Genomic DNA, 22,643 nt, shown 5'->3' with positions numbered 1-22,643 from the left:
ATATCTTTAACGGTAGATCCTGACGGGATCTTTAATTTATCTCGTCATCGCTTTTGGTTATGACGCGCGCCTTGTCATTAATTTCCCTTTCGGCCTAAATTTCTGCTTGCCTCTCAAAGCGGTGCGGGTGGTATAGTCAAAAAAACGACACAAAACATCTCCGCCACACGCATAAATTATTATAAGAGGTTCTTATATCTATGGATCAGACACGCTCTCTGGAAAGCTTTCTTGCCCATGTACAGCAGCGCGACCCGCACCAAAGCGAGTTTGCCCAGGCCGTTCGTGAAGTCATGACCACCCTGTGGCCCTTCCTTGAGGAAAATCCGCGCTACCGCCAGATGGCGCTGCTTGAACGTCTGGTGGAGCCGGAGCGCGTCATCCAGTTCCGCGTGGCGTGGGTGGACGATCGCAATCAGGTACAGGTCAACCGCGCGTGGCGCGTGCAGTTTAACTCCGCCATTGGGCCGTTTAAGGGCGGGATGCGCTTCCATCCCTCGGTGAACCTGTCGATTCTGAAATTCCTCGGCTTCGAGCAGACCTTTAAAAATGCGCTCACTACCCTGCCGATGGGCGGCGGTAAAGGCGGGAGTGATTTCGATCCGAAAGGCAAGAGCGAAGGCGAAGTGATGCGCTTCTGCCAGGCGCTGGTCACTGAGCTCTATCGCCACCTTGGGCCGGACACCGACGTTCCTGCCGGGGATATCGGCGTGGGTGGTCGTGAAGTGGGCTTTATGGCCGGGATGATGAAAAAGCTCTCCAACAACAGCGCCTGCGTCTTTACCGGCAAAGGTCTGTCGTTTGGCGGCAGCCTGATTCGTCCGGAAGCGACGGGTTACGGTCTGGTCTATTTCACTGAAGCGATGCTTAAGCGTCACGGGCTGAGCTTCGAGGGGATGCGCGTGGCGGTCTCCGGCTCCGGCAACGTGGCGCAGTACGCTATCGAGAAAGCGATGGCGTTTGGCGCGCGCGTAGTGACCGCCTCCGACTCCAGCGGCACCGTGGTGGATGAAGCTGGCTTCACAGCAGAAAAACTGGCGCGTCTGTGCGAAATCAAAGCCAGCCGTGACGGCCGCGTGGCGGATTATGCCCGAGAGTTTGGCCTGACCTATCTGGAAGGTAAACAGCCGTGGGGTGTGCCGGTGGATATCGCCCTGCCGTGCGCGACGCAAAACGAGCTGGACGTGGATGCCGCCCGGACGCTGATTAGCAATGGCGTGAAGGCGGTAGCGGAAGGGGCAAATATGCCCACCACCATTGAAGCGACCGATCTGTTCCTGGACGCAGGCGTACTCTTTGCGCCAGGCAAGGCGGCGAACGCGGGCGGGGTGGCAACATCCGGTCTGGAAATGGCACAAAACGCCGCGAGAATGGGCTGGAAGGCAGAGAAAGTGGATGCCCGTCTGCACCACATTATGCTTGATATTCACCATGCCTGCGTGGAGTACGGCGGTGAGGCTTCACAGACCAACTACGTGCGCGGCGCCAACATCGCCGGGTTCGTGAAGGTGGCCGATGCGATGATCGGGCAGGGTGTGATTTAGTTTCGCTGCATTCTCGCCCTTGCAGGCCCGGTAAGCGTTATCGCCACCGGGCTTTTTTACAGGCCGCAGAACTGCTTTTTGCCGGGTGGCGGCTTCGCCTTACCCGGCCTACGGTTTAAGCGGTGGTATTTTTGGCTGCGCTTTTTTTCTTTTTGAACGGTTTCTTCGCCCCGCCACCCGGGGCAACCATCCCCCGGAATCGCTTCACTGGCGTGCTACGCGCCTGATCAATCAACTGATAAAGCGTCCCCACCAGCGGCTGCATAAAGTCCTGGTAACGGCACTGCTTTTCGCTGATCTGCGTAAGCACCGACTCCCAGTGCGCGGTCATGTCCGGTCTGGCGGCCAGCTCTGGCAAGGAGTGAATCAGTGCCCGGCCCGGCTCTGTCGAATGGATATAGCGCCCTTTTTTCTCGAGAAAACCACGCTTAAACAGCAACTCGATAATCCCCGCGCGGGTTGCTTCCGTACCCAGACCGTCGGTGGCGCGGAGGATCTTCTTCAGATCTTTATCCTGCACAAAACGGGCGATCCCGGTCATGGCCGAAAGCAGCGTCGCATCGGTGAAGTGGCGCGGCGGCTGGGTCTGACGTTCAACCACTTCGCCTTTTTCGCACAGCAGTTCATCGCCTTTGGCTACGACCGGCAGCGGCGTGCCGTCGTTCTCTTCGTCACGCTCTTTGTTGCCGAGCAGCGTGCGCCAGCCCGCTTCCGCGAGGAAACGCGCTTTGGCGATAAATTTGCCTTTGGCAATTTCCAGCTCAATAACGCACTTGCGGAAAACCGCGTCCGGGCAGAACTGCATCAGATACTGACGCGCGATCAGGTTATAGACCTTTGCTTCGTTGTCGGTCAGGTTGACGTTGCTGGTGCGCGCCGTCGGGATTATCGCGTGGTGGGCATCGACTTTTTTATCGTCCCAGCAGCGGTTATGGGTATCCGGGTTTACCGCCGGTTGCGGCAACAGATCCGGCGCATGGACACCAATGGCATTCATCACCGAGTGGCGTCCGGCGAAGTGTTCCTCCGGCAGATAGCGGCTGTCCGAACGCGGATAGGTGATCAGCTTGTGGGTTTCATAGAGCTTCTGGCAGATATCGAGCACGTTCTGCGCGCTCAGGCCAAACTTTTTCGCGGCCTCGATCTGCAACGCCGAAAGGGAGAACGGCAGCGGTGCGGGCTCTGATTCCCGTTTGTCGTTATAGCTGGTAACGATCGCGGGCTGGCCGGTAATGCGGTTAACCACGTGCTCCGCCAGCGGACGATGTAGCAGCCGCCCCTCTTCGTCCTGATATGACTCACAGGCATCGCTCGGCTGCCAGACGGCGGTAAAGCGTTCGTCTTTCGGCGTGACGATATGCGCTTTGACTTCGAAGAAGTCTTTGGCGACGAAATTTTCGATCTCTTCGTCGCGACGCACCACCAGCCCCAGCACCGGGGTTTGAACACGCCCAACAGAGAGTACGCCCTGATAGCCCGCATTGCGTCCCAGGATGGTGTAGGCGCGGGTCATGTTGATCCCGTACAGCCAGTCCGCGCGAGCACGCGCCAGCGCGGAGACACACAGGGGAATAAATTCGCTGTTGGCGCGCAGGCGCGAAATCGCGCGCTCCACCGCCTGCGGGTTGAGGTCGTTAATTAAACAGCGCTGCACCTGCTGGCGCTTTTCCGGTGCCAACTCCAGGTAGTCGAGCACTTCGTCGACAAGCAGTTGCCCTTCCCTGTCCGGGTCACCCGCGTGGACCACTTCCGTCGCCTCATGCAGGAAACGCTTAATGACGTTGAGCTGTTTGGTGACGGAAGGACGTGGTTGCAGACGCCACTTTTCCGGCACGATCGGCAGATCGTTGAGATTCCAGCGGGCGTAGCGGCTGTCGTAGACATCCGGCTGCGCCTGTTCAAGCAGGTGACCGATACACCAGGTGACCACCTGCCCGTTACCGCATTCGATAAAGCCATCACCTTTGCGATGCGGCTTGGGCAGCACGTCGGCGATGGCTCGCGCCAGACTCGGCTTTTCGGCAATAAACAACCGCATCGAATTAACGGATCTCAATCATCGGGCGGCCACCGCGGGCGGTCACCAGCTCGCCAATGGCCGTCAGGGTGATGCCAAACTCGGCCGCCGTTGCCTGAACGTCAGCTTCTGCTTCCGGCGTCACCGCCAGCAGCAGGCCGCCGGAGGTTTGCGGATCGCACAGCAGATTGCGCCACGCTTCCGGCATTTCGCCCATTAAATGGCCGTAGCTGGCGAAGTTGCGCTGCGTCCCGCCCGGAACGGCGCCCTGAGCAATGTACTCTTCCACGCCCGGCAGCTTCGGCACATCCTGATACCAGACCTGCGCCTGCACGCCCGCGCCCTGACAGACTTCAGAGAGGTGTCCCAGCAGACCAAAGCCGGTCACGTCGGTCATGGCCTTCACGCCGTCGATACTGGCGAATGCCGCACCGGCAAGGTTCATCTGGCACATCACTTCCGTTGCCAGACCAATATGCTCGGGCTTCAGCAGGGATTTTTTCTCGGCGGTTGTCAGTACGCCAATGCCCAGCGGCTTGGTGAGGAACAGCTTGCAGCCCGCCTGCGCGGTGCTGTTGCGCTTCACGCGTTCGGTCGGCACCACGCCGGTGACGGCCAGGCCGAAGATCGGCTCCGGCGCATCGATAGAGTGACCACCGGCCAGGGCAATACCCGCCTGCTGGCAGGCAAAGCGTCCGCCTTCGATGACATCGCGGGCAATCTCCGGCGGGAGGGTGTTAATCGGCCAGCCCAGAATGGCGATCGCCATAATCGGCTTACCGCCCATCGCGAAGATATCGCTGATGGCGTTGGTGGCCGCAATGCGTCCGAAGTCGAACGGGTTGTCGACAATTGGCATAAAGAAGTCAGTGGTGCTGATAATGCTGGTGCCGTTACCTAAGTCATAAACCGCTGCATCGTCACGCGTTTCGTTACCGACAAGCAGGTTCGGGTCGACAAACTTCGCCTGTTCACTGTGCAGGATGGTCTCCAGCACTTTCGGGGAAATTTTACAACCGCAACCGGCTCCGTGGCTGTATTGCGTTAAACGAATGGTTTGCTCGCTCATGGACGTCTCCTGTCATCTCAATCGCGCTATGGTAGCGCTCATTCCATAAAGAGGTAAGTATGACTGTCTGAATTCTGCGGCGGATGCTCAGAATCCAGACAGTTTAGCGCGTGTAATTAAAAACGGCTGACGAAAGGCGTGGTGTCCGGCACGCTAATGGTGCTGGAGGCTTTAAGCTGCGGGGTGCCGAGATAGAGGAAGCCGACAATTTTATCGTGTTCACCGCAGGAGAAGCCTTCCCGCACGGCGGCGCTCTCGGTCAGCGGCCCGGTACGCCAGATGCCGTTAAAGCCCTGCGCGACGGCGGCCATCTGCATTGCCATTACCGCGCAACCGGCAGACATCTCCTGCTCCCAGACCGGCACTTTATGGTCGGCCTGGCATTTTGCGACTACCGCGATGATCATCGGCGCACGGAACGGCGCGTTGCGGGCTTTATCAATCCCCTTCTCATCCTGGCCTGCGGCAACCGCCCCCTGCTCCAGCAGCTGGCTGAAGCGGTCGCGCCCTTCGCCTTCAATAATAAAGAAGTGCCACGGCTGCAATGTGCCATGGTCCGGCGCACGCATTCCGGCACGCAGAATGTTTTCCAGCTGCTCGCCGACGGGGGCCGGGTCGGCCAGGCGGGAAGCGCTACGACGGTTAACAAGCAGTTCAAGTGCGTCCATTGGTTAACTCCTTTCGTGAAATTTACTCACAAAATTAACACGACAGCAGAATTTGTTACAGCGTGGCAGGCGATTCCTGCTGACAAGTGGCGGTTGGGTCATTACGATAACCGCACATTACCGTCCTGTGGCGACGGAAACAGTCCTTTTCTGGTTAGGGAGAATACATGCGAACCCTTTGGCGAATCTTTGCCGGTTTCTTTAAATGGACGTGGCGACTGCTCAACTTCGTCCGCAACCTGGTGATGAATATCTTCTTCATCTTCCTGGTCCTGGTATGCGCAGGTATCTGGATGCATCTCAGCAGCGCCAACCAGGCGCAGAATTCGACGCGCGGCGCACTGCTCCTCGATATCACCGGGGTGATTGTTGATAAGCCATCGACCAGCAATCGTCTGGGCGTGATTGGCCGCCAGCTGTTCGGCGCGACCTCAGACCGCCTGCAGGAAAACTCCCTGTTTGATATCGTCGACACGATCCGTCAGGCCAAAGACGATCGCAACATTACCGGTATCGTGCTGGATCTGAAAGATTTTGCTGGAACCGATCAGCCTTCGATGCAGTACATCGGGAAAGCGCTGCGGGAATTCCGCGACAGCGGTAAACCGGTCATTGCCGTCGGCGACAGCTACACCCAGGGGCAATATTATCTGGCGAGCTTTGCTAACAAAATCTGGCTCTCTCCGCAGGGCACGGTCGATCTTCATGGCTTCGCCACAAATGGTCTGTACTACAAATCGCTGCTCGACAAGCTGAAGGTCACTACCCACGTCTTCCGCGTCGGGACCTATAAATCTGCCGTGGAGCCGTTTATCCGTGATGATATGTCCCCTGCCGCCCGTGAAGCGGACAGCCGCTGGATTGGCGAGCTGTGGCAGAACTATCTCGGCACCATTGCCGCTAACCGTCAAATGACCGCTGAGCAGGTCTTCCCGGGCGCGCGCGGTGTGCTGGAGGGCCTGCGCAAAGTGGACGGCGATACAGCGAAATACGCGCTTGATAACAAACTGGTCGATCGGCTGGGTTCCAGCGCTGAAATCGAAAAAGCGCTGACCAAACAGTTCGGCTGGAGTAAAGAGGACAAGAACTACAGCGCCATCAGCATGTATGACTACGCCGCGAAAAAGCCGGATGACAGCGGTGACAGCATCGCCGTGGTGTTTGCTAACGGGGCCATTATGGACGGTGAAGAAACGCCGGGGAACGTCGGCGGGGACACCACCGCGTCGCAGATCCGCGATGCGCGTCTGGATCCGAAAGTGAAGGCGATTGTCCTGCGGGTGAACAGCCCTGGCGGCAGCGTCAGCGCCTCCGAGGTGATCCGTGCTGAGCTGGCCGCCGCGCGTGCCGCGGGCAAGCCGGTCGTGGTCTCGATGGGGGGCATGGCGGCTTCAGGGGGGTACTGGATCTCGACGCCAGCCAACTACATTGTGGCTAACCCAAGCACGCTGACCGGCTCGATTGGCATCTTCGGCGTGATCAACACCGTAGAGAACAGCCTGGATTATCTCGGCGTTCATACCGACGGCGTTTCCACCTCGCCGCTGGCGGATGTGTCCGTGACTAAATCTCTGCCGCCTGAGGTGTCCGAGATGATGCAGCTCAGCATTGAGAGTGGCTATAAGCGCTTCATCACGCTGGTGGCGGATTCCCGTAAAAAGACGCCAGACCAGATTGACCAGATCGCGCAGGGCCACGTCTGGACCGGCCAGGATGCGAAGAGCAACGGTCTGGTAGACAGCCTGGGTGACTTCGACGATGCCGTGAAGAAAGCGGCGGAACTGGCGAAGCTCAAGCAGTGGCACGTTGACTATTATCAGGACGAACCGACGTTCTTCGATATGGTCATGGACAGCATGTCCGGCTCCGTCCGCGCCATGCTGCCGGAAGCGCTTCAGGCGTATCTGCCGGCGCCGGTGGCGACGGCGGCTAAAGCCATGAAAGCGGAGAGCGATAAGCTCGCGACTTTCAACGATCCGCAAAGCCGTTACGCGTTTTGCCTGACCTGTGCGAACGTGCGTTAAAAACCGTCCCCTCTTCCCGTGAAGAGGGGATTTTTTCTTTTGAAGAACAAGAACTCATTACCATGCAGAAGAAATCAATATATGTCGCCTATACCGGCGGTACCATCGGTATGCAGCGCTCAGAAAATGGCTATATCCCGGTTTCTGGCCACTTGCAGCGCCAGCTGGCGCTGATGCCTGAATTCCACCGTCCGGAAATGCCGGACTTTACCATCCACGAATATGAGCCGCTGATGGACTCCTCCGATATGACGCCGGAAGACTGGCAGCATATTGCGGACGATATTAAAGCCCATTACGACCAGTACGACGGCTTCGTGATCCTGCACGGCACCGACACCATGGCGTTCACCGCCTCGGCGCTCTCCTTCATGCTGGAGAACCTGGGCAAGCCCGTCATCGTGACCGGTTCGCAGATCCCGCTGGCGGAACTGCGTTCAGACGGGCAGATCAACCTGCTTAACTCCCTGTACGTGGCCGCTAATTACCCGATCAATGAGGTAACGCTGTTCTTCAACAACCGACTGTACCGCGGGAACCGTACCACTAAAGCGCACGCTGACGGCTTTGACGCGTTTGCCTCACCTAACCTGCAACCGCTGCTGGAAGCGGGGATCCATATCCGTCGTCTGGGCACGCCGCCCGCGCCAAATACTGCAGGCGAGCTGATCGTTCACCCGATCACCCCGCAGCCGATTGGCGTGGTGACGATTTATCCGGGTATTTCCGCCGACGTGGTGCGCAACTTCCTGCGCCAACCGGTGAAGGCGCTGATCCTGCGCTCCTATGGCGTGGGTAACGCCCCGCAGAACGGTGAGTTCCTGAAAGAGCTTCAGGAGGCGAGCGAGCGCGGGATTGTGGTGGTCAACCTCACCCAGTGTATGTCCGGAAAGGTCAATATGGGCGGCTACGCCACCGGCAACGCCCTGGCGCACGCTGGCGTGATCAGTGGTTTCGATATGACCGTTGAGGCAACGCTGACTAAACTTCACTATTTACTGAGTCAGGATCTGGATATTGATTCCATTCGCCGCGCCATGATGCAAAACCTGCGCGGTGAACTGACGCCGGACGAATAAGGAGTTCCCATGAAGCAACGCGCCCTGTTACTGGTCGATTTGCAAAATGATTTCTGTGCGGGCGGTGCGCTGGCCGTCGCGGAAGGCGACAGCACCGTAGACGTCGCGAATTCGCTGATTGAGTGGTGTAAGGCTCGTGATGAAGCGGTGGTGGCGAGTCAGGACTGGCATCCGGCAAACCACGGCAGCTTTGCCAGCCAGCACAACGTTGAGCTTTACAGCCAGGGCGAACTGGACGGACTGGCGCAAACCTTCTGGCCCGATCACTGCGTGCAGCAGACGGAAGGCGCTGAGCTTCATCCGCTGCTGAACCAGAAAGCCATCGACGCGGTGTTCCACAAAGGTGAAAACCCAACCATCGACAGCTACAGCGCATTCTTCGATAACGGTCACCGCCAGAAGACGGCGCTGGACGCATGGTTACGCCATCATGAGATCACCGAGCTGATTGTGCTGGGCCTGGCGACGGATTACTGCGTGAAGTTCACCGTGCTGGATGCGCTCCAGTTGGGCTATACCGTGAATGTCATTACCGACGGCTGTCGCGGGGTGAATATTCAGCCGCATGACAGCGCCCAGGCGTTTATGGATATGGCCGCAGAAGGCGCAACGCTGTATACGCTGGCTGACTGGATGGAGATGCAGGCGTAAGCTTTTTTAGCCGGGAGGCGGCTTCGCCTTACCCGGCCTACTTTCTCTGGTTTTGTAGGCCGGGTAAGCATCAGCGCCACCCGGCAAAACCCCCTCCCCGATCTCCCATAAAGTGAACTCCCTCGCATCACAAGCGAGGCGGCGATGGTATTCTCTTCAGGCTGTTTTTTCGCCACGCCTTTTCTGTGGCGTGGTTATTTTTATTCAGTCAAAGAGGAACTTATATGAAACGTTTGCCCTTGCTGGCAGCATTACCCTTGCTTTGCGCGTCACTGGCTTCCGCCGCGCCCCTGATGTCCGTGGGTTACTTCAATGGCGGTGGCGATGTTACCGCCGGACCGGGTGGCGATATCAATAAACTCGATGTCCGCCAGATCACACACCTCAACTACTCGTTTGGTCTGGTCTATAACAACGAGAAAGACGAGACCAACCCTGCACTGAAAGATCCGGCAAAACTGCATCAAATCTGGTTATCACCCAAGGTGGCATCCGACCTGGCGTTACTTCCTCAGCTTCGTAAACAAAACCCGAATTTAAAAGTGCTGCTTTCCGTTGGCGGCTGGGGCGCACGTGGTTTTTCTGGCGCAGCGGCTACCAAAGAGAGCCGCGCGGTGTTTATTCGCTCCGCGCAGCAGATCGTCAGTCAATACGGCCTGGACGGGATCGATCTCGACTGGGAGTTCCCGGTCAACGGCGCGTGGGGACTGGTCGAGAGCACCCCAGCCGACAGGGATAATTTCACCGCGCTGTTAAAAGAGATGCGTGACGCGTTTGGTAAGAAAAAACTGGTCACGATTGCGGTGGGCGCAAATGCAGAAAGTCCGAAAAGCTGGGTGGATGTGAAGGCCATTGCCCCCCTGCTCGATTACATCAACCTGATGACCTACGACATGGCGTACGGGACGCAGTATTTTAACGCGAATCTGTATGACTCCAGCGCCTGGCCAACGGTGGCTGCCGCAGACAAATACAGCGTTGATTTTGTGGTGAATAACTATCTGGCCGCCGGCCTTAAGCCGCAGCAAATGAACCTCGGAATCGGTTTTTACGGTCGTGTACCGAAGCGCGCCGTTGAACCGGGTATCGACTGGAGTAAACCGGACGCGCAAAACAATCCGGTCACCCAGCCCTACTTCGGGCCGCAGGAACTGGGCCTGTTCAAATCGCTTGGCTATGACCTGACCAAAGATACCTACGTGAAATACAACGATATCGTCCGCAAACTGCTAAACGATCCGCAGAAACGCTTTACCGAGCACTGGGACGAACAGGCGAAGGTGCCGTGGCTGTCGGTAAAATCCGCCGACGGGAAGGCGCTGTTTGCGATCTCCTATGAGAACCCGCGTTCCGTGGCGATTAAAGCAGATTACATCAAGGAGAAAGGTCTCGCCGGGGCGATGTTCTGGGAGTATGGCGCGGATGACAACAACCAGTTAGCGAAGCAGCTGGCGGAGTCGCTTGGGATCCCGCACTAAGGTGTAGTGTGCCGGGTGGCGGCTTCGCCTTACCCGGCCTACATGGGAGATTTATTTGAAGGTTGCAATCGGCTTCGGCGTGATGCCGAAGTCTTCTTTCAGTTCGCGCTTACTTTTCATCACCATCTGACCGTTAGTGTCGATGGTCATGTGCTGGGCGTTGGTATTGTGACGCGCCTGCCACAGCATCACCAGCTGCAAGCTGTTCTCTTTTTGCTCAGGTGTGAGCGCCACACCGTCCGGCCATTTTCCCAGCTCAACGGCCGTCACCAGGCGCTGATAAACCTCCGGGGTCATGCCTGCAATCATGTCATTAATATTCACGATCTCACCCTTTCAAAGGAATAATTTGCTGAATCGTTTTTTCAACCCTTGGTCTGGTCGCCGTTTTCGTCATCGGTAAAGCTCATCGAAGCCGAATTTACGCAGAAACGCTCCCCCGTCGGCTGCGGGCCATCCGGGAAGACATGCCCGAGATGGGCGTCGCAATTCCCACAACGAATTTCGGTGCGCACCATGCCGTGCGAGGAGTCCGTCAGATAGCGGATCGCATCATCGCTGACAGGCTCGTAAAAGCTTGGCCAGCCGCAGCCAGAATCGTACTTAGTCTGGGAGTTAAACAGCGGTGCATCACACACCAGGCAGTGGTAGACGCCTTCCCGTTTATTGTGCAGCAAACGCCCGGTAAACGGCGGTTCCGTGCCGTGATTTTGCGTTACGTAAAACTGCATCTCTGTAAGGTTTTTTTTCAAATCGTCGGGGTTATGTTGGCTCGACATATGCTTACATCTCGCTGTTGAAACAGACATCTTTTAACCCAGATTCTAACAAAACATTAACACCCGCGCGTGCACTTTTGATCTAAACTTATGTGTCGCGAAAAGGCGGTCAGGCAATTGTGATCAATTTCACATTTTAATCCTGCGAGGCCTTTAAAATTCCGGGCGCAGCCCCCATGTGGTTGCTAGCTCAAAGGGAAAGTGAGGCGAGTCAGTCGCACAAACGTTAGTCACAGGATTGATTTGTCGCAATGATTGACACGATTCCGCTTGACGCTGCGTAAGGTTTTTGTAATTTTACAGGCAACCTTTTATTCACTAACAAATAGCTGGTGGAATATATGACTATCAAAGTAGGTATCAACGGTTTTGGCCGTATCGGCCGTATTGTTTTCCGTGCTGCTCAGAAACGTTCTGACATCGAAATCGTTGGTATCAACGATCTCCTGGACGCTGAATACATGGCGTACATGCTGAAGTACGACTCAACTCACGGTCGTTTCGACGGCACCGTTGAAGTGAAAGACGGCCACCTGGTTGTTAACGGCAAAACCATCCGCGTTACTGCTGAGAAAGACCCAGCTAACCTGAAATGGAACGAAATCGGTGTTGACGTTGTAGCTGAAGCTACCGGTATCTTCCTGACCGACGAAACTGCACGTAAACACATCACTGCGGGTGCGAAGAAAGTTGTTCTGACTGGTCCTTCCAAAGACAACACCCCAATGTTCGTTCGCGGTGCAAACTTCGAAACTTACGCTGGCCAGGACATCGTTTCCAACGCATCCTGCACCACCAACTGCCTGGCACCGCTGGCTAAAGTTATCAACGACAACTTCGGCATCATCGAAGGTCTGATGACTACCGTTCACGCTACCACCGCTACTCAGAAAACCGTTGATGGCCCGTCTCACAAAGACTGGCGCGGCGGCCGTGGCGCGGCTCAGAACATCATCCCATCTTCTACCGGTGCTGCTAAAGCAGTAGGTAAAGTACTGCCAGAACTGAATGGCAAACTGACTGGTATGGCGTTCCGCGTTCCAACTCCTAACGTATCCGTTGTTGACCTGACCGTTCGTCTGGAAAAAGCTGCTTCTTACGAAGAAATTAAGAAAGCAATCAAAGCTGCTTCCGAAGGCCCAATGAAAGGCGTTCTGGGTTACACCGAAGACGACGTTGTTTCTACCGATTTCAACGGCGAAGTGTGCACTTCCGTGTTCGATGCTAAAGCAGGTATCGCACTGAACGACAACTTCGTGAAACTGGTTTCCTGGTACGACAACGAAACTGGCTACTCTAACAAAGTACTGGACCTGATCGCTCACATCTCCAAATAAGTTGAGATGAGTGCTTGATCCTAAAAGGCGACTTCGGTCGCCTTTTTTATTGTTTTTAGACAGAGGATTGCTTAATGATTAATAAAATTTTTGCACTTCCGGTAGTCGAACAACTTACCCCTGTGCTCTCCCGCCGTCAGATTGACGGCGCCGATATCATCGTCGTCGATCATCCGCGCGTTAAAGCCTCCGTAGCGCTCAATGGCGCCCACCTGCTCTCCTGGAAACCAGAAGGCGAAGAAGAAGGCCTGTGGCTGAGCGAGGCCACCTCGTTCAAAAAAGGGGCGGCGATCCGTGGCGGCGTACCGATCTGCTGGCCATGGTTTGGTCCGTCAGCGCAGCAGGGATTGCCGTCTCACGGTTTCGCCCGTAACCAGCAGTGGACACTGAAAGCCCACAACGAAGATGATAACGGCGCGGTGTTGACCTTTGAACTTCAGGCAAATGATGAAACGCGCGCCCTGTGGCCACATGAATTCACCCTCTATGCCCGCTTCAAGCTGGGTAAAACCTGCGAGATTGAACTGGAAGCGCACGGCGAATTCGAAACAACGTCCGCCCTGCACACCTATTTCAACGTAGGCGACATTCAGGCCGTTAAGGTGAGCGGACTTGGCGATACCTTTATCGACAAAGTGGACAACGCGAAAGAAGGCAGGCTGGACGACGGCGTTCAGAGCTTCCCGGACCGTACCGACCGCGTGTATCTGCACCCGGAAGCCTGTAGCGTCATCCACGACAGCGCGTTGAACCGCGGCATTGACGTGGTTCACCACCACCATAGCAACGTGGTGGGCTGGAACCCGGGCCCTGCCCTTTCCGTCAGCATGGCAGATATCCCGGATGACGGTTACAAGACCTTCGTGTGTGTGGAAACCGCGTGCGTGACCGCCCCGCAGAAAACCAGCGAAGAAAAACCGTCCCGCTTAGGCCAGACGATCAATATTGTGAAGCGCTAATATTTATCAGGCACCATAAAAAACAAACGGGGCGCAAGCGCCCCGTTTTAATACATCACGTTCTGGTCAGAACTTGTAGGTCACACCCACGGAGAAGATGCCGGACCAGGACTTGTCGACCATCGGGCTGTCCTTCACTTCGTCGCTCAGACGGGTATAACGGCCAGTACCGTACACGTTCCAGTCACCGAGGAAGTTATAGGAGGCGGTGAGTTCCAGGTACGGATCCCAGCCATCATCAGCGCTGTAGCTATTCAGACCACTGCGGCGAGACTCAGCCTTAGACACGCCATAGTAGTAGTCATTGTAATTCTCGCTGCTGTACTGCACACCGATACCCGGCGTCAGGGTCACCGCGCCGTTGGTATAGCGATAAAGCCACGCCAGATCCCAGATGAAGCCATTGCTGTTGTCCAGGGTATCGCCCGCCAGCGCCGTGCGCAGGAAGCCATACTCGGTATTATGGACGTAAGAAAGCCCGGCCATCAGTGAGCTTCTGCGCTTGTCCAGCTGACGAAGCGCATTGCTGTCGCTGTCGCCTGGTTTAAAGTACGTTGGGTCGTAATAGGCCATGATGGAGAGCTTATCGGCCGTATCGTTCCACAGATAGTAGCCGCCGCCCAATCCACGGAACCAGAAGTTATCGCCTTCATAGGTGACAACGGGGACAGGATAAACGTCGCGGTCATACTGCTTGTACGGGCTGTTGATCACGCCAGCACCCGCGCCAACAGTCCACTGGCTCTCAGCCTGTACGGTGCTCGCTGCGGTCGCGGCAAGGATGCCCAATGCCAGAAGTTTGAGTTTGGTCACAATCCATTCTTTCCTGTAGTCAAATAATCAGCGGGTGAAGTGTAACCGCCATTCCCGTACATCCCAAAATTTTTTGCGCGCGAATCCATTTGATTAACCCGTTATTTTTCATTTTTCAGATGACATCCCGCTTTCATTTATGTGACCGATAAATGAAAAACCCCCTTTTCGCTTATAACCGCAGTGGAAATTTTTGGATGAGTTATTGATATGTCATTGAAAGTAGATTTTATCCGTATGCAAGTTTTGCAATTGCCATCTACGCTTTAATTTAAGAAGAGGTTTTGCTGAACACCCTGCGGTTCATAGCCTTCGACCTGGCACACAGGTTGCTGCTCTGGCAGTGAGGTGCGAAAGATTCTCTTCCGGGAGCCTCCACTACTCATACGAACGGCTCTTATCCTGTGCTAAAAAACGAAAGGACGGCATGCCATGAATATATTCGATCACTATCGCCAGCGCTATGAAGCTGCCAAGGACGAAGAGTTCACACTGCAGGAGTTTCTTACCATTTGTCGGCAAGATCGCAGTGCCTATGCCAATGCGGCAGAACGGCTATTGATGGCTATCGGTGAGCCAAACATGGTTGATACTGCCCTGGAGCCACGGCTTTCCCGTCTTTTTTCGAATCGGGTAGTCGCCCGATACCCGGCGTTTGAAGAGTTCTATGGTATGGAAGATGCCATTGAGCAGATCGTCTCCTACCTGAAGCATGCCGCTCAGGGGCTGGAAGAGAAGAAACAGATCCTTTACCTGCTGGGTCCCGTCGGCGGGGGTAAATCCTCCCTGGCTGAACGGCTGAAAGCGCTGATGCAGCGCGTGCCGATCTATGTGCTGAGCGCCAACGGCGAGCGCAGCCCGGTCAATGACCATCCGCTGTGCCTGTTTAATCCGCAAGAGGATGCGCAAATTCTGGAAAAAGAGTTTGGCATTCCGCATCGCTATCTCGGTACGATCATGTCGCCGTGGGCGGCAAAACGCCTGCACGAGTTTGGTGGGGACATCACCAAATTCCGCGTCGTGAAAGTGTGGCCGTCTATCCTCGAGCAGATCGCCATTGCTAAAACTGAACCCGGTGACGAGAACAACCAGGACATCTCGGCGCTGGTGGGTAAAGTCGATATCCGTAAGCTGGAACATCACGCGCAAAACGACCCGGATGCCTATGGCTATTCCGGTGCGCTGTGCCGCGCCAACCAGGGGATTATGGAATTCGTCGAGATGTTTAAAGCACCGATCAAAGTGCTGCATCCGCTGCTGACCGCCACCCAGGAGGGGAACTACAACGGGACGGAAGGTATTTCCGCCCTGCCGTTTAACGGGATTATCCTCGCCCACTCTAACGAATCTGAATGGGTGACCTTCCGTAACAACAAAAACAATGAGGCGTTTCTTGACCGTGTGTACATCGTCAAAGTGCCTTATTGCCTGCGGATCTCCGAGGAGATCAAGATTTACGAAAAACTGCTCAACCACAGTGAGCTGGTCCATGCCCCTTGCGCACCGGGAACGCTGGAAACGCTGTCGCGCTTCTCGATTCTGTCGCGCCTGAAAGAGCCGGAAAACTCCAGCATTTACTCCAAAATGCGCGTGTATGACGGCGAAAGCCTGAAGGATACCGACCCGAAAGCGAAATCGTACCAGGAATACCGCGATTACGCCGGGGTCGACGAAGGGATGAACGGTTTGTCGACGCGTTTCGCGTTTAAGATCCTCTCCCGCGTCTTTAACTTCGACCACGCGGAGGTGGCCGCCAACCCGGTTCATCTGTTCTACGTGCTGGAACAGCAAATTGAACGTGAACAGTTCCCACAGGAGCAGGCTGAACGCTACCTGGAGTTCCTGAAAGGCTACCTGATCCCGAAATACGCCGAGTTTATCGGCAAAGAGATCCAGACCGCCTACCTGGAATCCTATTCCGAATACGGCCAGAACATTTTCGATCGGTACGTCACATACGCTGACTTCTGGATCCAGGATCAGGAGTACCGCGACCCGGATACCGGCCAGCTGTTTGACCGTGAATCCCTGAACGCAGAGCTGGAAAAAATTGAGAAACCGGCCGGGATCAGCAACCCGAAAGACTTCCGAAACGAGATTGTGAACTTCGTGCTGCGCGCCAGAGCGCATAACAACGGCCGCAATCCAAACTGGACCAGCTACGAAAAACTGCGCACGGTTATAGAGAAGAAAATGTTCTCTAACACGGAAGAGCTGTTGCCGGTTATCTCGTTCAACGCCAAAACCTCAACCGACGAGCAGAAAAAGCACGACGATTTTGTCGACCGTATGATGGAAAAAGGCTATACGCGCAAACAGGTCCGCCTGCTTTGTGAATGGTATCTGCGCGTGCGTAAATCGTCTTAAAACAAGTGCCCGGTAACGCGCTTACCGGGCCAACAAAATGTCCGGCACTTACGGACGCTGCAAGTTGGCAAATGCAGTACGGGGGATATATGACCTGGTTTATTGACCGGCGTCTTAACGGCAAAAACAAGAGCACGGTGAATCGCCAGCGCTTCTTGCGCCGTTATAAAGCGCAAATTAAACAGTCGATCTCCGAGGCCATCAACAAACGCTCGGTGACCGACGTCGACAGCGGCGAATCCGTCTCCATTCCCAACGATGACATCAGCGAACCGATGTTTCATCAGGGGCGTGGCGGTCTTCGCCATCGCGTGCACCCAGGTAATGACCACTTCGTCCAGAATGACAGAATCGAGCGGCCACAAGGCGGAGGCGGCGGTTCTGGCAGCGGTCAGGGACAGGCCAGCCAGGACGGTGAAGGCCAGGATGAGTTCGTCTTTCAGATTTCAAAAGACGAATATCTCGACCTGCTGTTTGAGGATCTGGCCCTGCCGAATCTGAGAAAGAATCAGCACCGTCAGCTCAACGAATACAAAACCCATCGCGCGGGTTATACCGCAAACGGGGTGCCCGCCAACATCAGCGTGGTGCGTTCACTGCAAAACTCGCTGGCGCGACGCACGGCGATGACGGCAGGCAAACGGCGCGAACTGCGCGAGCTGGAAACCAGCCTGAAAGTGGTGGAAAATACCGAACCGGCGCAACTACTGGAAGAGGAGCGCCTGCGAAAAGAGATCGCCGAACTGCGGGCGAAGATCGACCGGGTACCGTTTATCGACACGTTCGACCTGCGCTACAAGAACTACGAAAAACGTCCGGAGCCTTCCAGCCAGGCGGTGATGTTCTGCCTGATGGACGTGTCAGGTTCAATGGATCAGGCCACCAAGGATATGGCTAAGCGTTTTTATATTCTGCTCTATCTGTTCCTGAGCAGAACGTATAAGAACGTGGAGGTGGTCTACATCCGCCATCACACTCAGGCGAAAGAGGTGGATGAGCATGAGTTTTTCTACTCGCAGGAGACCGGTGGCACCATCGTGTCGAGCGCCCTGAAGCTGATGGATGAGGTGGTAAAGGAGCGCTACGACCCGGCGCAGTGGAACATCTACGCCGCACAGGCATCGGATGGCGATAACTGGGCGGATGACTCACCCCTGTGTCATGAAATTCTGGCGAAGAAGATCCTGCCGGTGGTGCGCTACTACAGTTACATTGAAATTACCCGTCGCGCCCACCAGACGCTGTGGCGAGAGTATGAGCATCTGCAAGCGATGTTCGATAACTTTGCGATGCAGCACATTCGAGACCAGGATGATATCTATCCGGTCTTCCGGGAACTGTTCCAGAAACAGTCTTCCACCAGCAACGCATGAATCAACAGCCAGCGCTCCCGCTGGCTGTTTTCTTTCAGCCCTCTCCCTCCCGTGCTAATGTAGCAAGCTACGTATTGGCTAATCACAGGTGAAATCGTTATGTCTGATGACGTGACCGGGACGACAACCCATCAGCAGCTAATCAGCTTATTAACCGAGCAGGAGGCGCACTTTCGTGTGGTGGCGCATGAGGCCGTAGGGAAATGCGAAGCGGTCAGTGAAATTCGCGGGACCGATCTCCGCCAGGGAGCAAAAGCGCTGGTCTGTAAGGTAAAAGGCAACGGCGTTAAGAAACATATTCTGGCAATCATCGCCGCCGATCGGCAGGCCGATCTGAGCCTGCTGGCCAGCCATTTCGGAGGGCTTAAGGCATCTCTCGCCAGTCCGGCCGAAGTGGATGCGCTTACCGGCTGCGTTTTCGGCGCCATTCCCCCCTTCAGCTTTCACCCGGATCTGACGCTGGTCGCCGATCCGCTGCTGTTTGAGCGCTTTGACGAGATCGCCTTTAACGCCGGTCTGCTGGAAAAATCGGTGATTATGGATACCCAGGACTATCTGCGTATCGCCCGTCCTGAACTGGTGTCGTTCCGTAAACAATAAATACAGAGGCTGGCTAACGGTCAGCCGTTTTCCAGCAGCAGCACGGAAGCAATCAAAATAATCGCGATGATAAAAAACGATGAGGAGATAATCAGCGTTTCGACAAACATAGGATCGTTCATGATGCCCTCTGCCTTGCCCATTTCCTTTTTTTTTACTCCCGCATAATGACAGTTAAATGACAATGACGCGTCCGCGAAATGACAATTTTTCGCTGAAACGATTCGCTGTTAACTCCCCTCCCCCGTATAAAGTCACTGTTTAAATACTTTATTTGTTACCGGTATCACGAAAAGAAATTTACGTAACCCCGATGCCAGATCTCGCAATTGTTAACCTTTTCATGATGGTTAACCTTGTTTACGGAGCACCTCATAAATAAACCTTACACTGGCAAGGTGAATACAATGACCGAGATAATTACCCGTAAAGAAAAAATCAGTTATGGGTTAGGCGATATGGCGAGCCATATTGGGCTGGATAACGTCATTATTTTTCTGACGTTTTACTATACGGACGTGGTGGGGTTACCTGCCGCATTCGTGGGCACTATGTTTCTTCTGGCGAGAACCGCCGATGCCATAATTGATCCGGCGATGGGCTATATCGCAGACAGGACGCATACCCGCTGGGGAAAATTCCGCCCCTGGATGCTGTGGCTGGCGCTGCCCTTTGGCGCAAGCTGTCTGCTGACCTACGCCGTGCCGGCGTCGCTCGACCTGCACGGTAAAATGATTTTCGCCACCGTCAGCTATACCCTGATGATGCTGATGTATACCGCAATCAATATTCCCTATTGCTCCATGGGCGCGGTAATTACGCCCGACAACGATGCGCGAATTTCCCTTCAGTCTTATCGCTTTTTCCTTGCCACGCTGGGTGGCGCGTTGTCGACATTCTTTATGATGCCGCTGGCAGAGTTTTTAGGCGGCGACGATAAATTACTGGGCTACCGCTGGGCGATGGCCATTATGGCGACCGTCGCGGTCATCATGTTCTGGATCTGCTTCGCGAATACGCGTGAACGTATTAAGGCTCCCGCCACCCACAATAATTATCTTGCGGAACTACGGGATTTATTACGAAACGACCAATGGCGCGTTGTCGCCGTCCTGGTATTAACCAATATTGGTTTTGGCGTTATTCGCCTTGGCGCAATGATGTATTTCGTCACTTATTATCTCGGTAGCGCAAGCTATTTTATGTGGATGCTCGGCGCGCATATTCTCGGGAAAGCCGCAGGCAGCGCGCTGGCCAAACGTCTGACGCAGAACGTCAGCAAAGTGCAGATGTTTGGATATTGTTCCGTACTGGCGGGGGTACTCAGCATCGCCCTGTTCTTTGCGCCTAAGTCGGTGCTTATTCTGGTGCCCATGACGTTTATCGTCTCCACCCTTTACCAGGCCACCACCACGCTAATGTGGGTGATGATGGCGGATGTCGCCGATTACGGCGAATGGAAACAGGGCAAACGCATGGACGGCGTGATCTTCTCCACCTTCCTCGCCGTACTCAAGCTGGGGATGGCGATCAGCGGCGCGATTGTTGGCTGGACGCTGGGCTTAAGCGGCTATGTTGCCAATGCCCCGGAACAAACTACCACGGCCATGTACTGCATCATCGCCCTCTTCACCGTCGTACCTGGCATCTTGTCGCTCTGCGCGTTTGCCACGCTGCGCTGGTACAAGCTCGACGACAGCACAATGCAATCCATCCATCTCGCCAAACACCCTGTTTAGAAGGACGCATTATCCATGAGTGAGCTGATTCAACATTCCAACTGTATCGAATGGCGTTTTGAACGCCAGATCCTGCGCATCGAACCCTGGGGAGAAAACAGTCTTCGCGTCAGGGCCACCTGCTCCCCGGCATTTGATGACGCCTTACAGGCACTGTTACCCGCCACCCCTTGCCAGGCCGAGATTGTCGCCGAAGCGGAAAGCCTGACGCTGCGCAACGGCAATATTACCGCGACCCTGAACCTTAAAGGTCAGTTGGCCTTCTACAATCAGCGCGGCGAACTGCTGCTGGAGGAGATGTGGCGCCAGCGTTCAACGGTGGGTATCGGTGCCAGCGAGAAGAGTCAGGATAAATATGTCAGCGCTCTGAAGCTGGATGGCCGCGAATTTAAACCGCTGATGGGCGGCAAATATCAGCTCACCGTCCGGTTTGAATCGCGTCCGGATGAACGCATCTATGGCATGGGTCAGTATCAACAGCCGTGGCTGGATCTGAAAGGCTGTGCGCTGGAGCTGGCTCAGCGAAACTCCCAGGCCAGCGTGCCCTTTATGCAGTCCAGCCTTGGCTATGGCCTGCTGTGGAACAACCCGGCGATTGGTGAAGCCAGCTTTGCAAAAAATCAGACGGAATGGCGCGCCCGCGTCACAGGAGAGATGGACTACTGGATCACCGCCGCTGACACGGTGGCGGATATCACCCGCCAGTATGTGAAAGCCACCGGTACTCCGCCCCCCGCCCCGGCGTTTATCAGTGGACTGTGGCAGTGCAAATTGCGATACCGCACCCAGCAGGAGGTGCTTGAGGTTGCGCGGGAGTATCGCCGCCGTAATCTGCCGCTGTCGGTGATGGTCATCGACTTTTTCCACTGGCCGAATCAGGGCACCTGGTGCTTCGACCCCGTAGACTGGCCCGATCCTGAAGGCATGGTCGACGAGCTGCGCGAAATGGGTATTGCGCTGATGGTGTCGGTGTGGCCAACGGTAGAGGCGCGCAGCCCCCTCTACCCGCTGATGAAAGCCAAAGGCTGGCTAGTCAGCAGTGAGCGCGGCGTGCAGGTCAACCTCGATTTTATGGGCAATACCACCTTCTTTGATGCGACCCATCCAGAGGCGCGGAAATTCGTCTGGGATACGGTGAAGAAAAATTACTACGACATGGGCATTAAGCTGTTCTGGCTGGACGAAGCGGAGCCGGAATATCGCGCCTATGATTTTGACAACTATCGCTACCACGCCGGTCCGGTACTGGAAGTGGGCAATCGCTACCCGCGTGACTTTGCGCAGGGCTTTTACGATGGGCTCCAGGCAAACGGCGAAACCGACATTGTTAACCTGGTACGCTGCGCCTGGGCAGGCAGCCAACGCTTCGGCGTGCTGGCGTGGTCGGGTGATGTCCACTCCTCGTTCCATGCTTTTCGCAATCAACTCGCCGCAGGACTGAATATGGGGCTGGCGGGGATCCCATGGTGGACGACCGATATCGGCGGCTTCCAGGGAGGGAACGTTAACGACCCGGCGTTCCATGAATTGCTGATCCGTTGGTTCCAGTGGGCGGTGTTTACACCGGTTCTGCGCATGCACGGCTATCGCGAACCGCAGATCCAGCCCCCGGAGCACTACCGTGACGGCATTCCTCAGTGTAACAGCGGTTCGCCTAATGAGCTGTGGAGTTACGGAGAAGAGAATTACGCCATCATGCAGCACTGGCTTACCGTGCGCGAAACCCTGCGCCCGTATATTGACGCATTGTACCGGCAGGCTCATCTGCACGGAGACCCGCTTATGCGTCCGCTGTTCTGGCACTATCCGAAGGATAAGCAGAGCTGGGCGTGTGAAGATCAGTATCTGTTTGGTGAAGATCTTCTGGTGGCGCCGGTTATGCAGGCCGGTCAGCGTGAGCGCGATGTCTGGCTGCCGACGGGCAATAGCTGGATCGCCCTCAACGGTGAGCGCTACGCCGGTGGGGAGCATATCCGGGTGCCTGCGGCGCTGGAAACCATCCCGGTGTTTATCCGCGAAGGGAGTCCGCTTATCCAGCAACTGGTGGACTGACGTCAGGCAAGTGCCCAAAAATAGACAATTTTTTTAGTAAAGCCTGCCTGCCGTCGCGTTTGCGCGTAAAGTAAGCAGGCTTACTATTTTTGGC

Annotated in this window: 19 protein-coding genes; 12 read left to right on the top strand and 7 right to left on the bottom strand. The window is 55.6% G+C overall.

The window, feature by feature from the left end; translation table 11 throughout:
• The first annotated feature begins 200 nt into the window (after window positions 1-200).
• The gene (gene gdhA / locus HWQ15_RS17095; protein ID WP_015570765.1) at window positions 201-1,544 is read left to right on the top strand and encodes an NADP-specific glutamate dehydrogenase; all 1,344 of its coding nucleotides are present in this window, start codon (window positions 201-203) and stop codon (window positions 1,542-1,544) included.
• A 115-nt stretch (window positions 1,545-1,659) separates the two neighbouring features.
• On the opposite strand, the gene HWQ15_RS17090 is transcribed toward gdhA, so the two are convergent.
• The 3 genes from HWQ15_RS17090 to HWQ15_RS17080 all read right to left on the bottom strand — a co-directional run bounded on the left by HWQ15_RS17090 (window position 1,660) and on the right by HWQ15_RS17080 (window position 5,298).
• Entirely contained in the window at window positions 1,660-3,582 is a 1,923-nt protein-coding gene (locus tag HWQ15_RS17090) for a DNA topoisomerase III (protein ID WP_023299889.1), read from the bottom strand.
• Window positions 3,583-3,586: 4 nt separating this feature from the next.
• A complete protein-coding gene (selD, locus tag HWQ15_RS17085; protein WP_022647796.1) occupies window positions 3,587-4,630 on the bottom strand; it encodes a selenide, water dikinase SelD in 1,044 nt (347 codons plus the stop codon).
• A 116-nt stretch (window positions 4,631-4,746) separates the two neighbouring features.
• Window positions 4,747-5,298 (bottom strand): NAD(P)H nitroreductase, encoded by a 552-nt coding sequence (locus HWQ15_RS17080; RefSeq protein ID WP_045621414.1) that lies wholly within the window; start codon window positions 5,296-5,298, stop codon window positions 4,747-4,749.
• Between the two features lie 167 nt (window positions 5,299-5,465).
• Between HWQ15_RS17080 and sppA the strand changes: the two genes are divergently transcribed.
• The 4 genes from sppA (at window position 5,466) to HWQ15_RS17060 (ending at window position 10,530) form a co-directional block, all read left to right on the top strand.
• Window positions 5,466-7,322, top strand: coding sequence for a signal peptide peptidase SppA (gene sppA / locus HWQ15_RS17075; RefSeq protein ID WP_063216006.1), 1,857 nt, complete (start codon window positions 5,466-5,468; stop codon window positions 7,320-7,322).
• 62 nt (window positions 7,323-7,384) lie between these two features.
• The gene (gene ansA / locus HWQ15_RS17070) at window positions 7,385-8,401 is read left to right on the top strand and encodes an asparaginase (RefSeq protein WP_045307961.1); all 1,017 of its coding nucleotides are present in this window, start codon (window positions 7,385-7,387) and stop codon (window positions 8,399-8,401) included.
• A gap of 9 nt (window positions 8,402-8,410) precedes the next feature.
• Window positions 8,411-9,052, top strand: coding sequence for a bifunctional nicotinamidase/pyrazinamidase (gene pncA, locus HWQ15_RS17065; protein ID WP_063149536.1), 642 nt, complete (start codon window positions 8,411-8,413; stop codon window positions 9,050-9,052).
• Window positions 9,053-9,276: 224 nt separating this feature from the next.
• Window positions 9,277-10,530 (top strand): glycoside hydrolase family 18 protein, encoded by a 1,254-nt coding sequence (locus HWQ15_RS17060; RefSeq protein WP_022647792.1) that lies wholly within the window; start codon window positions 9,277-9,279, stop codon window positions 10,528-10,530.
• A gap of 51 nt (window positions 10,531-10,581) precedes the next feature.
• Here the strand turns inward: HWQ15_RS17060 and HWQ15_RS17055 are convergent, their stop codons facing one another.
• Together HWQ15_RS17055 and msrB are read right to left on the bottom strand one after the other, a co-directional pair.
• Complete coding sequence (locus HWQ15_RS17055) at window positions 10,582-10,854, bottom strand: YeaC family protein (protein WP_058647223.1); 273 nt, start codon at window positions 10,852-10,854, stop codon at window positions 10,582-10,584.
• Window positions 10,855-10,895: 41 nt separating this feature from the next.
• The gene (gene msrB, locus HWQ15_RS17050) at window positions 10,896-11,309 is read right to left on the bottom strand and encodes a peptide-methionine (R)-S-oxide reductase MsrB (RefSeq protein WP_063216008.1); all 414 of its coding nucleotides are present in this window, start codon (window positions 11,307-11,309) and stop codon (window positions 10,896-10,898) included.
• Window positions 11,310-11,650: 341 nt separating this feature from the next.
• Here msrB and gapA point away from each other — a divergent pair, with 341 nt between their 5' ends.
• Together gapA and HWQ15_RS17040 are read left to right on the top strand one after the other, a co-directional pair.
• Window positions 11,651-12,646 carry a glyceraldehyde-3-phosphate dehydrogenase gene (gene gapA, locus HWQ15_RS17045; RefSeq protein ID WP_006809136.1) on the top strand — a complete coding sequence of 332 codons (996 nt, stop codon included), beginning with the start codon at window positions 11,651-11,653 and terminating at the stop codon, window positions 12,644-12,646.
• 74 nt (window positions 12,647-12,720) lie between these two features.
• The gene (locus HWQ15_RS17040; protein ID WP_063149537.1) at window positions 12,721-13,605 is read left to right on the top strand and encodes a D-hexose-6-phosphate mutarotase; all 885 of its coding nucleotides are present in this window, start codon (window positions 12,721-12,723) and stop codon (window positions 13,603-13,605) included.
• A gap of 66 nt (window positions 13,606-13,671) precedes the next feature.
• Here the strand turns inward: HWQ15_RS17040 and HWQ15_RS17035 are convergent, their stop codons facing one another.
• Window positions 13,672-14,418, bottom strand: coding sequence for a MipA/OmpV family protein (locus tag HWQ15_RS17035; protein WP_048966318.1), 747 nt, complete (start codon window positions 14,416-14,418; stop codon window positions 13,672-13,674).
• 432 nt (window positions 14,419-14,850) lie between these two features.
• Between HWQ15_RS17035 and yeaG the strand changes: the two genes are divergently transcribed.
• The 3 genes from yeaG (at window position 14,851) to HWQ15_RS17020 (ending at window position 18,758) form a co-directional block, all read left to right on the top strand.
• The gene (gene yeaG, locus HWQ15_RS17030; RefSeq protein ID WP_006809140.1) at window positions 14,851-16,785 is read left to right on the top strand and encodes a protein kinase YeaG; all 1,935 of its coding nucleotides are present in this window, start codon (window positions 14,851-14,853) and stop codon (window positions 16,783-16,785) included.
• An 89-nt stretch (window positions 16,786-16,874) separates the two neighbouring features.
• Window positions 16,875-18,158, top strand: a complete 1,284-nt coding sequence (locus HWQ15_RS17025; RefSeq protein ID WP_017384692.1) for a YeaH/YhbH family protein — start codon at window positions 16,875-16,877, stop codon at window positions 18,156-18,158.
• A 99-nt stretch (window positions 18,159-18,257) separates the two neighbouring features.
• Window positions 18,258-18,758 (top strand): YbaK/prolyl-tRNA synthetase associated domain-containing protein, encoded by a 501-nt coding sequence (locus tag HWQ15_RS17020; protein ID WP_063148999.1) that lies wholly within the window; start codon window positions 18,258-18,260, stop codon window positions 18,756-18,758.
• Window positions 18,759-18,778: 20 nt separating this feature from the next.
• On the opposite strand, the gene yoaI is transcribed toward HWQ15_RS17020, so the two are convergent.
• Window positions 18,779-18,880 carry a small membrane protein YoaI gene (gene yoaI / locus HWQ15_RS23240; RefSeq protein WP_017384693.1) on the bottom strand — a complete coding sequence of 34 codons (102 nt, stop codon included), beginning with the start codon at window positions 18,878-18,880 and terminating at the stop codon, window positions 18,779-18,781.
• 285 nt (window positions 18,881-19,165) lie between these two features.
• Between yoaI and HWQ15_RS17015 the strand changes: the two genes are divergently transcribed.
• Together HWQ15_RS17015 and HWQ15_RS17010 are read left to right on the top strand one after the other, a co-directional pair.
• Window positions 19,166-20,497: a glycoside-pentoside-hexuronide (GPH):cation symporter gene (locus HWQ15_RS17015; RefSeq protein WP_023299825.1), complete on the top strand. Its 1,332-nt coding sequence runs from the start codon at window positions 19,166-19,168 to the stop codon at window positions 20,495-20,497.
• Window positions 20,498-20,512: 15 nt separating this feature from the next.
• Window positions 20,513-22,549, top strand: coding sequence for a TIM-barrel domain-containing protein (locus tag HWQ15_RS17010; RefSeq protein WP_063149000.1), 2,037 nt, complete (start codon window positions 20,513-20,515; stop codon window positions 22,547-22,549).
• Window positions 22,550-22,643 lie beyond the last annotated feature (94 nt).

This window comes from Enterobacter sp. DSM 30060, assembly GCF_013375955.1.
Lineage (GTDB): Bacteria > Pseudomonadota > Gammaproteobacteria > Enterobacterales > Enterobacteriaceae > Enterobacter > Enterobacter intestinihominis.
This window is presented reverse-complemented; position numbering and strand designations above follow the sequence as displayed.